The organism is Vibrio sp. SCSIO 43137, from assembly GCF_028201475.1.
GTDB lineage: Bacteria > Pseudomonadota > Gammaproteobacteria > Enterobacterales > Vibrionaceae > Vibrio.
Genome location: NZ_CP116383.1, coordinates 846,344 through 860,489 on the forward strand (window position 1 = coordinate 846,344; position 14,146 = coordinate 860,489).

Consider the following 14,146-nt stretch of genomic DNA (forward strand, 5'->3'; position numbering starts at 1 on the left):
TCGAAATAAGGGTAATCCCCCCTAAGAAAATAAGTAGATAGTACTCAAAAAGATTACATTAAACTATAGTCTTTAGTTTTACAGTCTACGTGCTTTCACTTAAATACGAATGTGCATGGTTTTATATGAATTTATGGAGCTAATGGCTGAGCTAGTATAGCTCCATATACTACTGCTAGAGACTAAACTTTGTTAGGGAGTATATTTCATATCCTATTGAGGTAGCCATGATTATGATAGATAATACTTTTTTGATTAGAATGTCTTTATTGTTCACAATACTCTTATTTAAGAAAAACTGATTGAATCTTTTCTGGGTATAATAAGACAGAAATAGTGCATAGCTGACTAAAGTCATACCAATAAGCCCAACAAATACGCTTTGACTTTGCTTATATAGCTTTAAAGCTAATATTCCACTACCAAGTAGTACGAGGTATGTCCTTAACCACGATAGTGATGTTCTTTCTACTTGTAACCCAGGCTCTTTATTAATCATAGAAAGATAGTCAGAATTATGGTAACAGTAAGAACAATCACTATGGCACTTATTATTTTAAGAAAGTCTGTATAAGGTAATTCATTATTGTGCCTCATTGCTTGTTCATTTGTAGCCCAACGCCTATAGGCAAACAAAGCGAGTATTCCAGAGAATGAGCAGAGAGAAGTTGACAATACTTTTCGTATCAACGGATCAGCGAGATCAGGAGTTAGTTGATCTATAGCAATTGCTCCTGCCAATAGAGCTATTGCTGTTCTAATCCAAGCTAGATAAGTTCGCTCGTTTGCAAGAGAAAACCGGTAGTCTGGAGCTACGCCATGGCTTCGCCAGTTTTTTCTTAAACCACTGTTCATATTTTAATCCACTAATATCTGAGTGACGTTATTTGATAGAGAATAATATAATATATGTATTCCTTGGTAGAATAAAGCGGTATGAAAAAGTAGCACATAAAGTGACTTGGATAGGTTATTTTTTACTGTCTCTAATAAAGCCTAAGTGTTACTTAAGTTGCTTTGAAAAATGATAACTTTTCAGTGAGTTGGTGTGGTTGCTTTCTGGTATTGTACTTAGTAATTAACTTATTCCTTGTTTACCTATTTTGAGTAAAAAAACGTGTTATAATTGCCTCTAAGTTGAAAGATTAGTGTTGTTTCTACTTAAGGTATTAATTTTTATTGAAAAGCTTGCCTTGATGTTGAGCTTTTTTATCTATGGTAGTGTAACCCTCCCCAAAATACTGGCCGCTAGCAATTAGAGCTTTTCCGTTTACACTGAAAGAAACGGAGAACGCATGATGAAAAGATCGCGCTACACTGAGACACAAATCGTCAAGATATTGAAGGAAGTGGAAGCTGGCCGAAAGGTCAACGAAGTTTGTCGTGAATACGGTATTTCTGATGCCACTTACTATAACTGGAAATCCAAGTACGGCGGTATGGAAGCCTCTGATATCAAACGCCTGAAAGAGCTTGAAGATGAAAACAGAAGGCTTAAACAGATGTTTGCCGACCTTAGTCTGGAGCACCGTATCGTCAAAGATATTTTGGAAAAAAAGCTATAAAGCCAGCGGTCAAACGCGAACTGGTCGAGTATGTTCGCAAGCAGTTTCAGGTCAGTTTAAAAATGGCCTGCCGCGCAGTTGGCATCAGTGATTCCGTGTATCGATACAAGCCTGACCCACACAGAGATGACGAAGTCATAGCGAAGCTTCAGGAAGCCGTAGAACGTTATCCTGCGTATGGCTTCGGCAAGTTGTTTAAAGTTCTCAGACGATGGGGGTATCCATGGAATCACAAGCGAGTTTACCGCATTTACTGCTCACTCAAGCTGAACATGAGACGTAAAGGAAAAAAGCGGCTACCTAAACGAGAACCGGCGCCATTGGTGTGTCCGGAGTGGATAAACAGTTGCTGGTCTATCGACTTCATGAGTGACGCTTTGGCCTGTGGCAGACGATTTCGCACCTTTAATGTTGTGGATGACTTTAATCGTGAAGTACTCGCCATCGAAGTGGATTTAAACCTGCCAGCTCCTAGGGTTGTACGTGTGCTTGAGCGCATCATCGCTTGGCGGGGCGTGCCTGCAAAACTGAGAATGGACAATGGGCCAGAATTTATCTCAACCACGCTAGCTGGCTGGGCTGATGAACACGATATCGAGCTTGAGTTTATACGGCCTGGAAAGCCCACTGAAAACTCCTATATCGAACGTTTTAACCGCACTTATCGAACAGAGATACTGAATATGTACCTGTTCAAAACGCTCAGCGAAGTTCGGGAGCTGACAGAAAACTGGATGAGAGAATACAACGAAGAACGCCCCCATGACTCACTAAATGATCTGACACCATGGGAGTATTTAGCAAGACACGAAAGCAGGAAAAACTCTAACGTGCCGTGCCATTAAAACAGGGAAGGTTACAATAGGAAATGCCTCGGTTGCAGATGCTTTACTGGATAGGTTAATCCACAACAGCCACCGCATAGAACTAGGAGGGGAATCAATGAGAAAACTAGCGCAATCCGGACAGGTAGGGTAAAAATAGGGCTAGAGAAAAGCTAGGGATAAGTGGTGTCCGGTTAAAACGGAGCCGGTGTCCGGAATTGCCGGAATACGCATTTTGTGCTCAAGAAACTACTAACCATACATTTAAACTATCGGTTAGTAGTTTTAATTTGAGAAATAATCTATGAGTTAATATTGTTTAGATAGTCTAGAACGACTTGGTGGTGGTCTTTAGTCTTAAACTTGTCAAATATATGTTGAAGGTGACCTGACTCATCAATTAGAAAAGTTGTTCTAACTACGCCCATATTTTCGCGACCCATGAACTTTTTCAGTTGCCATACGCCATACTTTTCGCAAACTTCATGCTTTTCGTCAGCTAATAAAGTGAAGTTCAACGATTGCTTATTGGTGAAGTTTTCTAATTTTTTTGAAGTATCTGGGCTGATACCTAAAGTCACGACATTATGAGCATCTAAGTCTAGCTTTATATCTCTTAAACCTTGTGCTTGCAATGTACAACCTGGTGTTGAAGCCCTTGGGTAGAAGTAGAGTAGAATTTTTTTTCCTTGTAACTTAGAGAGAGTAACTGGTGCACCATCTTGGTCGTTGAGGGTGAAATCCGGTACTATTTTTCCGATTTCGATTGACATCGGCATTTCCTTTTTTTCATTTTTGACTTAACTGAAGTGGTCAACATTGACTGTAGCTTCATTTTATGTGGCAAACTCCTTTTTAGGGAGCTTTATTTAAATTTACCGCGAACCACATTGTCAGGTCTAGTAGTTATAATGGAGTCCATAGCTTTTTCTCGTTCAGACTCTGGAATCATTTCCATTAACTCTTGAACTATTTTTATATGGTTAGCTGCTTGCACTGCAAGTGCCTCCTCATGTTTTTTTTAGCGATCTAAGTACTCTTTTTTCTTTCGAATGAGACTTGCTTTTTCATTTTTAAGGTAAGCGTTTTCTTCTTCAAGTAGGTGGACTGTTGAGGTAGCTGAGTCACTATTATTAACACGTAGCTCTAATGACTTTTTATTTATAAGCTCTACAATGTCTGGGTGGTTTCTTAGTACTCCGACAGACAGCCCTGCTTCTTTTTCAACATTCGATTTATTAATTTTTAGCTTTCCATTTTGTACTTTTATTTTTAGATCACGATTATTAGGTTTACTAGCAACTAATCGTTTTAACGCGGCGAGCAATGCTTTTCGAGTTGTAGTTTTCATGTTGTTATTCCAATGTGTGGAATGAGTAAGCTTTGCACTTCTTTGGGGAACTTTACTGGTTCAAATTTGATGCCCAAGTCATTCATAATTCGTTCTGCTGCAGTTATTGTGATATATGATTCCGATGCTGTTTGTGGAGTCAGTTCGTTATGTTCGATATCATAATACATATTAATTTCTGCCTCTTTTCGCTTGGCTTCAGCAAATACTGCATCGACTATGTAATCATTCTTACAGTCGACACATTCAATTAGGTTCACCTGGGTACGTAAGCTGCATGCCGTTGAGGTACAATAACCCCCCGGAGCAACAGCATGTATATGTCTTTTACCAGCAGCAATTAGCTGCTTCCAGTAATCTAAAGTGAGCATGTCGTTATTCACTTTGTCTGAGAATAATATGTTGTCACTTAGTGTAAGTTGGCGCTTTGCAAACTCTTTCCCTTTCCCTCCTGCTACTCGCTCTTTATTTGCAAGTTTTTCATAAATCCTTAGAAAAATCTGTGCTTTTTGATTAGTTCTTTCTTTGTCTAATGAGTGACAAAGGTTTTGCCTTTTCTGCCTTAATTTCTGGAACTTACTGGCATTCTTTCCGTAATGTCGCGTCATGGCAATAGATACATGACTGAACTGTTGTTTTAGCTGCGGGAATGAGAGTAGCTCGTAACCAATAAGATAATATGCAAATGAACGGCGAAGTTGATGCCCTGAGAAACTAAAGGTTTCTCCTACTTCAAATGATTCGGCGTTTTTCAAGATAGTTGTCACTATTTGCTTAGTTTTCAAGCAACTTCTTTTTCTGGGTTCAGATGAACTTCTCCGATCGGTTCACAGTTCCTGATATTCCGTGACCAGCGTTCTGGCTTTTGCCTTCGGTGTTCCATCAACACTCTTTCACGATGCTTCAAGATTTCCATATCTTTACCGTTGTGACGCTCCGATGGGGTTGTAACCTTCCCTGTTTTAATGGCACGGCACGTTAGAGTTTTTCCTGCTTTCGTGTCTTGCTAAATACTCCCATGGTGTCAGATCATTTAGTGAGTCATGGGGGCGTTCTTCGTTGTATTCTCTCATCCAGTTTTCTGTCAGCTCCCGAACTTCGCTGAGCGTTTTGAACAGGTACATATTCAGTATCTCTGTTCGATAAGTGCGGTTAAAACGTTCGATATAGGAGTTTTCAGTGGGCTTTCCAGGCCGTATAAACTCAAGCTCGATATCGTGTTCATCAGCCCAGCCAGCTAGCGTGGTTGAGATAAATTCTGGCCCATTGTCCATTCTCAGTTTTGCAGGCACGCCCCGCCAAGCGATGATGCGCTCAAGCACACGTACAACCCTAGGAGCTGGCAGGTTTAAATCCACTTCGATGGCGAGTACTTCACGATTAAAGTCATCCACAACATTAAAGGTGCGAAATCGTCTGCCACAGGCCAAAGCGTCACTCATGAAGTCGATAGACCAGCAACTGTTTATCCACTCCGGACACACCAATGGCGCCGGTTCTCGTTTAGGTAGCCGCTTTTTTCCTTTACGTCTCATGTTCAGCTTGAGTGAGCAGTAAATGCGGTAAACTCGCTTGTGATTCCATGGATACCCCCATCGTCTGAGAACTTTAAACAACTTGCCGAAGCCATACGCAGGATAACGTTCTACGGCTTCCTGAAGCTTCGCTATGACTTCGTCATCTCTGTGTGGGTCAGGCTTGTATCGATACACGGAATCACTGATGCCAACTGCGCGGCAGGCCATTTTTAAACTGACCTGAAACTGCTTGCGAACATACTCGACCAGTTCGCGTTTGACCGCTGGCTTTATAGCTTTTTTTCCAAAATATCTTTGACGATACGGTGCTCCAGACTAAGGTCGGCAAACATCTGTTTAAGCCTTCTGTTTTCATCTTCAAGCTCTTTCAGGCGTTTGATATCAGAGGCTTCCATACCGCCGTACTTGGATTTCCAGTTATAGTAAGTGGCATCAGAAATACCGTATTCACGACAAACTTCGTTGACCTTTCGGCCAGCTTCCACTTCCTTCAATATCTTGACGATTTGTGTCTCTGTGTAGCGCGATCTTTTCATCATGCGTTCTCCGTTTCTTTCAGTGTAAACGGAAAAGCTCTAATTGCTAGCGGCCAGTATTTTGGGGAGGGTTACACTATCACATAGTTTAATCGGCTGTGCTTATGTTCCGTGTTGTACCAGTTAGCGAAGGTCTCTACCCACACACGGCTTGCTTCAAGACTATTAAAACCGCCAGACGGCCAGCTTGGCACATACTTAAGCGTACGGAACAGCGATTCCACATAAGGATTATCATCACTGACTCTTGGACGGCTATAAGAAGGTGTGATCCCCAGCTCTTCCATTTTCGCTTTTAACGTAAACGACTTCATCGGTCCACCGTTATCTGAGTGCAGAACCAGAGGCTGGTTGAAGCACTGTTCACGCATCAGCGTACGTTGTAATAACTGCGAAGCCAGCTCTCCGCATTCACGTTCATGCACCTCGTAACCTACGATTTTTCTGCTGTAGATGTCTTCTATCACATACAGATAATAATATTGCCCGCGGACACCTGACGGGAGATAGGTAATATCCCAAGTAAAAACCTGATTAGGAGCTGTTGCGGTGTAGCTCGTTGGCCTAGATACCTTTTGTCGACTACGCTGGCGTCCTCTGCGGTTAAGTTGTCCTGCTGCTTTCAGTACGCGATAGAAGCTCGACTCTGAAGCTATATAGTCACCTTTGTCCAGTAACGTTGGTACAATCTGAGTCGGTGGCAGACTTGCGTACTCTGCGTTGTTGCTCACATCGATGATGGTTTGTCGCTCTAGCTCTGTGAGCTTGTTAACTGGCACTGGTCGCGGAGCTATCGGCCGTTGATCTTCCTGAACCTCTCCATCTTGATACCAGCGGCGGTAAGTTCGGAGATCTATCTCAACTTCGTGACATGCGTTTTCCAACCTACAGCCGCTTTGGCGAGCCTCGTGTATAAGTGTGATCAGGCTTTGCCTTTCATAGGTCGAGGTTAATCGTCCTCTGGTTCTTCCCCGTAAAAGGCTCTCAGCTTTTTTCTCAGCACCAGCAAGGCGGCAGTTTCAGCTAAGGCTTTTTCTTTATGGCGGAGTTCTTTCTTTAACTCTTTGATTTCTCTTTTATCTTCTTTGGCTTGTTTCTTCGCTTGGGCTTCTCGTTCCTTACTGGACATGAAGCCTTGCATACACTCACCGCGCCACTCTTTAATCTGCTCGGGATAAAGTCCTTTCTCACGACAGTACTGGCTTAGTTCGTTCTCTGTCATGGAATAAGTTTCTGCCACAACGGCCAATTTAGTTTGAGCTGACCACTGCTCGGAAGAAGTATTACTGTTTGGCACAACGGTTCCTGATTCTCTGAGTTGTTTTCGCCAATTGTACAGGGTTGCTTCATGAATTCCTTCTTCGAGCGCCACTTCTGCCACTGACCGGGAGTACGGAGGTAACAACTTCTTCAGTACTGCTTCTCTTCTTTCTTGGGAATAACGAGCCATTCTTTACTCTGTCCAAAGCCAATTTGTTGCATATGTTGAGCGACAATCATGAATACGGTAGTACCATGAAGGAGTAACCTTTTGTATAGCTTTTCGGATTGCAGCAAAATGCTTCTCCAAGGTGTTTTCACTGTATGGCTTACCTCTGTTTGATAGAAATAAATATTCATGGCTTGCTTTGCAAGAGTTATTAGTTTCCCTTTTTTCTGCGTTAGCTTTTCTAACTTTACTGTACTTATATTGTTCAAGCTCTTCATATAAATACAAAGGAACCTCAATTGTGCGAGGTTTAGATCCTTTCGTATGAACCAGGTAAATGGGAACAACGTCTAGCTCACTTAAATCTACCTCTCCAACTTGTTTAACAGGAAAGTGCGTAACCTCTTGGATTCTAATACCTGTCTCTATAGAAAGTTTGAACATTAAGGAAAGTGGTCGTGGAAGTTGCTCAATGTGCTGTAGATATATCGAGAGGTCTTCCGTAGTCATAGGCTTCAGCTTTTTATAGGTGGGAGTTGAGTCAGACCGTGGAAACATTCCCATTACATTCGATGTTGTGTAGTGTCGTTTTTGTTTTGATATTAGATGCGTAAGCATGTCATGCTTATCTGCATCTTGATAAGGGTCTAATACTTTGGCATCGGTGTAGTGGGTAACGACATTGTTTCTATCGTTTTTCAGGTAGCAATTCTCTTGCATCCACTTATAAAAACCTAGAACTGCACCTATATATGTTTTCACCGTGCTTGACGACCATGCTTCCTCTCCGTTGCTCTGGCTGTGTCGGCAGTTCTGCTTCAAAAACTCAGCAAAACGCCACACTGCGCTTTCTTCTTCATATTTCGATAGGGTTTTATAAGTAAGGAACTCGGCAGGAATCTCATTTCCGTCTTTGTCTTGTTGGTGAGTGTGAGTAGAGCTTAAGAAGCGGGCGAAGAGCAATAAAGCTTTAGCTATACTGCTTGTATCCTTCACTTTTCCTTCTCCTCGTAATTTAGATACAAGATATAGAGAGTGCGGATAAACAATAGAGCCATTGGGGTCTACTATTATCTTTGTTCTTTTTAAGCTGCTTGAAGTGTTTGAAGACTCAAGGCGTGGGACCAGCATTGTTTCACCGGAGTCTTTGTCAAGTTGTGTTGAGAACTTTAGTTTAGCTAGAGTGTCTACTTCAATTTCAAGCAGACGAAAGTCATCATAAATTAGAGCTGATAAAGCGCATTTCCTTGATACTGATAGTTTAGTTAAAAACTAGTCCATCATAGAAATTAATCAAGGTTTTTTGTCATAAAAATTAGCCAAGGATAAATTTCTTTTCACCCCAGACACCAAATTGATCCGCCGCACTGTGGTCTTCGTCAGATAAAAGGGTAAAGTTGAGTTCATCTCTTTCAATAAACTTACCCAGACGCTTAACCGGATCGATACTGGCGCCCAGAACCACAACATTGTGTGCATCAAGTTCAGCTTTAATGTCTCTTAGTCCCTGAGCCTGAACGGTGCAGCCGGGAGTCATGGCTTTGGGATAGAAATAGAAAAGGACTTTTTTGCCTTTAAAGTCTGAAATCTTTACCGGATTACCGTCCTGATCCAAAAGTGAAACGTCAGGTGCCGGAGTTCCGGCCGTTAGTGTATTCATTATTGTTTTTCCTTTAGTGGCTGTCTTTTATAAAGTTTAATGAACCCTGAACAGTGAGCTTGCTGCAGAGGGCGTTGAACTCTTCCTGAAGTTGCATCAGATTGTACTCTTCATCAACACTTGCCCGCATTGACAGATGGAACTGATCGCAATCGCGCTGGATTTTATCTTTATCTATGGTTTGAGCGCTAAGAGAAGATAGGCCGATATTTCTGTCGGCAAAAAACTGAGTAAACTGCTCTGTCAGACCCTGCTTATCATCGGATTCAATAAAGACTTCAACCCTATAGCTGTGATCCGGCTCAGTATGAGGCTGAGTCCTTTTCATCATGGTTATCAGTCCATGCTCCTGAGCGAGAAGGGGCAAAGTGGTTTCAACTCTGGTAATTCCGTTCTGACTGCCTGATATCAGCATTATCAGGGTAAACTCGTTGCCAAACAGGGCAATACGGCTATCCACAATATTGCAGTCTGCTGAGGTGACCAGATGAATGACCTGATTGCTGATTCCCGGGCGGTCTGATCCGACTGCGGTGATCACTAGATGTTGAGACATGGCGACTTACTCATTTTATGTTTATTTTCAGATATTAGCACAGTTGAGCTGACAAGATCGCCACAGAGCCTGAGAGACGGTTAATGTAACCAAACTGGTTAGATATCAATTAATCTCGATTTAGTATCAAGATCACTGGTTTAATCCCTTGTCTTTTCTCAGTTTCATGCATTACTATGCAAAAAGCATTTATCGAGGGAGAAAGACATGTTTTCGGGAAGTATTGTAGCGTTGTTAACACCATTTACCAGTGATGGCGAAGTAGATTTTGACAGCTTAAAAAAACTGGTGGAGTTTCATGTAGAGTCTGGCACTGATGGTATTGTTGCCGTTGGTACAACCGGTGAGTCAGCAACGCTAACCGTTGAAGAGCATGTTAAGGTAGTAAACAAAGTGGTTGAGTATGCCGCGGGTCGTCTTTGGGTGATTGCCGGTACGGGCGCAAATGCAACTCATGAAGCTGTTACTTTCAGCCGTCTTCTGAATGATTCAGGTATCGATGGTGTACTCAGCGTTACTCCATATTACAACAAGCCGACTCAGGAAGGTTTGTATCAGCATTACAAAGCCATTGCCGAAGTAAGTGAAGTCCCGGTTATTCTCTATAACGTGCCGGGCAGAACAGCAGTGGATCTGCTGCCGGAAACCGTAGCTCGTCTTTCTAAGCTGGAAAAAATCGTTGCTCTGAAAGATGCTACCGGCGATTTAGAAAGAGTTGCAATTCATCGTGAACTTTGTGGCGAAGATTTCGTCTTACTAAGTGGTGATGATGCAACAGGCCTTGAATTTGTCCGTTTAGGCGGAGCAGGTGTCATTTCAGTGAGTAATAATGTCGCTGCCAAAGAGATGGCTGATCTTTTCAGACTGGCTAAACAAGGTAAGTTTGAAGAGGCTGCTGAAATTGATAACCGCTTAACACTATTACATAAAAACCTGTTTGTTGAATCCAGTCCTATTCCAGTAAAATGGGCCGCTCATAAAATGGGTTTGATTGCAGAAGGTGATCTGCGCCTGCCTCTGGTTGAGCTCTCTGAAGATGCTAAACCGTTAGTTACGGAAGCATTAACTCAGGCTGGCCTTATATAAAGTATTTAGTGGTGCGGGTGAAATAACCCGCACCTTATTAGGAGTACCGATGAAGTTTTCTTCTCAGCTAGTGATCAGCTCACTGGCTGTTGTTGTTTTAAGTGCATGCTCAAGTAGCCCGGCGGAAAGACGTCAGGCGAGAGATGATTTTGACTATCTGGACACCCCTTCCTTTGAAAGCTGGCAGATGCTGCCGGATGCCAAAGAGGTGACTTACCCTAACTATAGTATCCCTGCCGGATCTTATAACGGCCCGATCGGAAACGCTGTTGATATTCGTCCCCCTCAGCAGATCCTGGAGCTGATCCCGGGGGCCCGTGTTGAAGAGAAAGATAGCGAAGTCACTATGTGGCTGCTTCGCAAAGAGGAGCAGGATAAGGTGTGGGCTACGGTTCAGCAGATGATTCAGGATAGAGGCATCAAGCTGGTAGAGAACGGTTCTGACTATATTGGTACTGACTGGATCAAGTGGGTATCTGATGACGAAGAGAACGTAATCGAAAGCCGCTATGCCATTGAGAAGTTTGAAGCCAATAACCGCTATGGCTTTAAAGTCTCCCTGATTGACTGGCGTGAGAACGGACGTGCTCTTCCTGTCAGCCGTACCAACAGAGAGCGCTACAATATCTTTATGACCAACTTGATTACCTCAAGTTATGATCAAAAACTGAGAGAAGAGGCTCAGCTCAAAGCTGAGAAGCTGGTTAAACAAATTCCAGTCTCTATGGGTAAAGACAGAAGCGGCCTGCCGATCATTGTAGCCCGAGCCCCTTACCGGGTGTTCTGGCAGAGAATGACCAGAATTCTGCCGCAGATGGGCTTTAACATCGAAGAGCGTAGCCAGTCTCAGGGTCTGATAAAAACCAAGTACGGTGCGCCTGATGATGAGTTCTGGCAATCTATTGGCATTGAGCCCGTTGAGATTGAAGGTCTGGACTATGACATCTTGTTAGGTGATTTAGGTAACCGTACTTCTATCAACATTACAGCTTATTCTGGTAAGCCTGTTTCTGAAGAGTTACTGCAAAAGCTGGTGCCGGTGATTGAAGCTATTATCAAGAAAGATAGCGAATAGTCAGTTGTTGCCATCAGGTAGAAAAAAAGGATGCTAATCAGCATCCTTTTTTTCTGGGTGGCTCTCTTTATCCAGTTGATTAAGTTTGTCGAGATCTTGTGCCGGTTTATTCTGACCAAACTTCATATTGGCAGTATATTTAAGCGCTGCAATATTGCCGATCACCACACTGACAACAATAATGCAGATCACCCATGGGTTAGTTAAAAACTCCATAATTCCTCCACATTAATATTGGTTATATATTGAGTATAGATAGTCTCAAGATTTGCAGATACCAGATCGATCCCTGATATAGGATCTGTCTCTATCGCTTTTTGTATAGCCGCTTTGTTTAACTGATCCATACATTTTTTGCTGACGTTAATATGACTGATATGCCACGGCTCAACGGATACTCCACCCAGATCCTGACCATAAGGGAAAAAGAAACCAAACTGCTTTGCATTCTGACAGAGCCATTTACTGAAAGGAGCCTGATGACCAGTTTGATACTCCCATGGTTCCAGTTGCAGAGACTGGTCTTCAGCTAGCAGGTTACTGGCATACAGATCGAAGTCTGTTCCCCAATGGTGCCTGCTTGCTCCCGGAAGTGCAGACCAGCGTAGAATAGCAAACAGCTTCTCTTTATCAGTCAGCTGTTTTATATCTAGTGGGTTAGACTCACTATCGAGTAATTTAGCCTGACCATTAAACTTATTATCCCAGATCCGTTTCTGACGAAAATAGTCTCTGTAACCACTGGCCACTTCCAGTGTAAAACCAGCAGTCTGAGCAGCCTGGATCAGCTTTAGCAGGTCTTGTTTTACCTTATGATGCACCTGTAATAACTGGAAAGGGGTTTCCAGTTCAGTAAGGTGTGTATCTGCTTTTCCGGTTAGCTGCTCAGGCGTCATCTCTATTTACTCAGCAATTTTTCCAGCGTTTTCTGGTACATGTCAGTCAGTTTTTCCAAATCAGGAATACTGACACACTCATTAACCTTGTGAATAGTGGCATTGACCGGCCCCAGCTCGATAACCTGTCCGTTCATACGGGCAATAAACCGGCCGTCGGAGGTGCCGCCAGTGGTCAGAAGCTCAGGCTTCTTATGATTAATCTCTTCCACAGAAGCGACTACAGCGTCTAATAGATCACCATGATCCGTCAGGAACGGGTCGCCATTAAAGGTCCACTTCAGTTCATAATCCAGCCCGTAAGAGTCAAGAGTTGAGTGAACACGGCGGACAATTTCATCGTTACACAGTTCGGTACTGAATCTCATATTAAACTGAACATTAAACTCACCCGGGATTACGTTTGATGCACCGGTACCTGCATGCAAGTTAGGGATCTGGAAGCTGGTTGGCGGGAAAAAGGCATTGCCGTCATCCCACTTAGTCGTCGCTAACTCCGCAAGAGCCGGCAGGGCAAGATGGATTGGGTTACTCGCGAGATGAGGGTAGGCCACATGGCCCTGCGTTCCTTTAAAGGTAATGTCTCCGGTAATAGAGCCTCTGCGGCCATTTTTAATGACATCACCAGTGAAATGAGTACTGGAAGGCTCGCCGACAATACACATATCGATATTTTCATCGCGGGCCATCAGAGTCTCTACAACTCTTACAGTACCGTTAATAAAAGGGCCTTCCTCATCGGAAGTGATAAGGAAACCGATGGAACCCTTATGATCCGGGTTTTGCGCAATAAAGCGTTCCACTGCCACCACCATACAGGCCAGTGAACCTTTCATATCGGCAGCGCCGCGTCCATGTAAATGGTCATCAATGATTGTCGGCTCAAACGGCGGGGTATGCCACTGCTCCAGAGGGCCTGCCGGAACAACATCCGTATGACCGGCAAAGGCAAACAGAGGCGCTTCGGTTCCCCGTCTTGCCCAGAAGTTCGTGGTGTCTTCGAAAACCATAACTTCGATTTCAAATCCCAGTGCTTTCAGGCGTTCAATCATTACTTCCTGACACCCTGCATCTTCAGGGGTTACCGATTGGCGGCTAATAAGATCTTTTGCTAAAGCCAATACCGGACTATCGCTCATCCTTGATGTTCCTTTTAATTAAAAATGTTCTGATACTGTTCGGCTTTAAAGCCAATATGAAGTTGCTCATCAACCAGAAGAATAGGCCGCTTTATCATTGCCGGGAACTCTTCCAGTAGTGCAATTGCACTCTCTTTGTCTAGATTATCTTTCTGTTGCTGAGTCAACTGGCGGTATGTGGTACCACGTTTGTTCAGCACCTGCTCCCAGCCTAGTTGCTCGCAGAAGGTTGAGATAAGCTCTGAGTCGATACCCTGTTTACGATAGTCATGGAAAACGAACGGTTGATTGTTCTCTTCCAGCCACTTTTTTGCCTTTTTGATGGTATCGCAGTTGGGAATACCGTACATGGTAATGCTCATTGTCAGTCCTTTTAATGGAGAGGGTTACTTGGGGATTAATCGTACCAGCATGCAAGCTTTCAGACAAAAGCTGTTGTTGTAGCACAAAATTTATACCTGAACGGAAAAATTATCATGTTATTGATCAAT

At 43.2% G+C, this 14,146-nt stretch carries 15 protein-coding genes and 4 pseudogenes; 4 read left to right on the forward strand and 15 right to left on the reverse strand.

The window, feature by feature from the left end; translation table 11 throughout:
* Nucleotides 1-175 precede the first annotated feature (175 nt).
* Together PK654_RS22990 and PK654_RS04070 are read right to left on the reverse strand one after the other, a co-directional pair.
* Nucleotides 176-499: a DUF202 domain-containing protein gene (locus PK654_RS22990; RefSeq protein WP_443088723.1), complete on the reverse strand. Its 324-nt coding sequence runs from the start codon at nt 497-499 to the stop codon at nt 176-178.
* Nucleotides 496-855 carry a YidH family protein gene (locus PK654_RS04070; protein ID WP_271697817.1) on the reverse strand — a complete coding sequence of 120 codons (360 nt, stop codon included), beginning with the start codon at nt 853-855 and terminating at the stop codon, nt 496-498. The genes PK654_RS22990 and PK654_RS04070 overlap by 4 nt, the downstream gene beginning before the upstream one ends.
* Before the next feature lie 443 nt (nt 856-1,298).
* Between PK654_RS04070 and PK654_RS04075 the strand changes: the two genes are divergently transcribed.
* Nucleotides 1,299-2,410, forward strand: a protein-coding gene (locus tag PK654_RS04075) for an IS3 family transposase (protein ID WP_333909662.1) whose coding sequence is annotated in 2 segments (ribosomal slippage) — nt 1,299-1,551 and nt 1,551-2,410 — 1,113 coding nt in all. Because the reading frame shifts where the segments join, the coding sequence is not laid out codon by codon here.
* A 16-nt stretch (nt 2,411-2,426) separates the two neighbouring features.
* A pseudogene (locus tag PK654_RS04080) lies at nt 2,427-2,543 on the forward strand (ATP-binding protein); the annotation flags it as partial.
* 148 nt (nt 2,544-2,691) lie between these two features.
* Here the strand turns inward: PK654_RS04080 and bcp (PK654_RS04085) are convergent.
* The 9 genes and pseudogenes from bcp (PK654_RS04085) to PK654_RS04120 form a co-directional block, all read right to left on the reverse strand.
* The gene (gene bcp, locus PK654_RS04085; RefSeq protein ID WP_271697818.1) at nt 2,692-3,162 is read right to left on the reverse strand and encodes a thioredoxin-dependent thiol peroxidase; all 471 of its coding nucleotides are present in this window, start codon (nt 3,160-3,162) and stop codon (nt 2,692-2,694) included.
* A gap of 92 nt (nt 3,163-3,254) precedes the next feature.
* The gene (locus PK654_RS22965) at nt 3,255-3,386 is read right to left on the reverse strand and encodes a hypothetical protein (protein WP_333909656.1); all 132 of its coding nucleotides are present in this window, start codon (nt 3,384-3,386) and stop codon (nt 3,255-3,257) included.
* A 24-nt stretch (nt 3,387-3,410) separates the two neighbouring features.
* The gene (locus PK654_RS04090) at nt 3,411-3,740 is read right to left on the reverse strand and encodes a hypothetical protein (RefSeq protein WP_333909657.1); all 330 of its coding nucleotides are present in this window, start codon (nt 3,738-3,740) and stop codon (nt 3,411-3,413) included.
* Nucleotides 3,737-4,480, reverse strand: a pseudogene (locus PK654_RS04095) (site-specific integrase); the annotation flags it as partial. The pseudogene PK654_RS04095 and the gene PK654_RS04090, both read right to left, overlap by 4 nt.
* Nucleotides 4,481-4,702: 222 nt before the next feature.
* Nucleotides 4,703-5,814 (reverse strand): IS3 family transposase gene (locus tag PK654_RS04100; protein WP_333909662.1). Its coding sequence is split into 2 segments (ribosomal slippage): nt 4,703-5,562 and nt 5,562-5,814, totalling 1,113 coding nucleotides; the frame shifts between segments, so codons are not numbered across the junction.
* An 80-nt stretch (nt 5,815-5,894) separates the two neighbouring features.
* Nucleotides 5,895-7,264, reverse strand: a pseudogene (locus tag PK654_RS04105) (IS3 family transposase); the annotation flags it as partial.
* 3 nt (nt 7,265-7,267) lie between these two features.
* Nucleotides 7,268-8,374, reverse strand: coding sequence for a tyrosine-type recombinase/integrase (locus PK654_RS04110; RefSeq protein WP_271697819.1), 1,107 nt, complete (start codon nt 8,372-8,374; stop codon nt 7,268-7,270).
* Nucleotides 8,375-8,567: 193 nt separating this feature from the next.
* Nucleotides 8,568-8,903 (reverse strand): annotated as a pseudogene (gene bcp / locus PK654_RS04115) (thioredoxin-dependent thiol peroxidase); the annotation flags it as partial.
* A 13-nt stretch (nt 8,904-8,916) separates the two neighbouring features.
* Nucleotides 8,917-9,459 carry a glycine cleavage system protein R gene (locus PK654_RS04120; RefSeq protein WP_271697820.1) on the reverse strand — a complete coding sequence of 181 codons (543 nt, stop codon included), beginning with the start codon at nt 9,457-9,459 and terminating at the stop codon, nt 8,917-8,919.
* Nucleotides 9,460-9,666: 207 nt separating this feature from the next.
* On the opposite strand from PK654_RS04120, the gene dapA reads away from it, so the two are divergent.
* Nucleotides 9,667-10,545, forward strand: a complete 879-nt coding sequence (dapA, locus tag PK654_RS04125; protein ID WP_271697821.1) for a 4-hydroxy-tetrahydrodipicolinate synthase — start codon at nt 9,667-9,669, stop codon at nt 10,543-10,545.
* Nucleotides 10,546-10,594: 49 nt separating this feature from the next.
* Nucleotides 10,595-11,620, forward strand: coding sequence for an outer membrane protein assembly factor BamC (gene bamC / locus PK654_RS04130; protein ID WP_271697822.1), 1,026 nt, complete (start codon nt 10,595-10,597; stop codon nt 11,618-11,620).
* 33 nt (nt 11,621-11,653) lie between these two features.
* Here the strand turns inward: bamC and PK654_RS04135 are convergent, their stop codons facing one another.
* From PK654_RS04135 to PK654_RS04150, 4 genes are read right to left on the reverse strand one after another with little or no spacing between them, the layout of a single operon-like run.
* Entirely contained in the window at nt 11,654-11,839 is a 186-nt protein-coding gene (locus PK654_RS04135) for a DUF2897 family protein (protein WP_271698783.1), read from the reverse strand.
* A complete protein-coding gene (locus PK654_RS04140; RefSeq protein ID WP_271697823.1) occupies nt 11,824-12,516 on the reverse strand; it encodes a M15 family metallopeptidase in 693 nt (230 codons plus the stop codon). The genes PK654_RS04135 and PK654_RS04140 overlap by 16 nt, the downstream gene beginning before the upstream one ends.
* Nucleotides 12,517-12,518: 2 nt before the next feature.
* Nucleotides 12,519-13,655: a succinyl-diaminopimelate desuccinylase gene (gene dapE, locus PK654_RS04145; RefSeq protein WP_271697824.1), complete on the reverse strand. Its 1,137-nt coding sequence runs from the start codon at nt 13,653-13,655 to the stop codon at nt 12,519-12,521.
* 14 nt (nt 13,656-13,669) lie between these two features.
* Entirely contained in the window at nt 13,670-14,017 is a 348-nt protein-coding gene (locus tag PK654_RS04150; RefSeq protein ID WP_271697825.1) for an ArsC family reductase, read from the reverse strand.
* Nucleotides 14,018-14,146 lie beyond the last annotated feature (129 nt).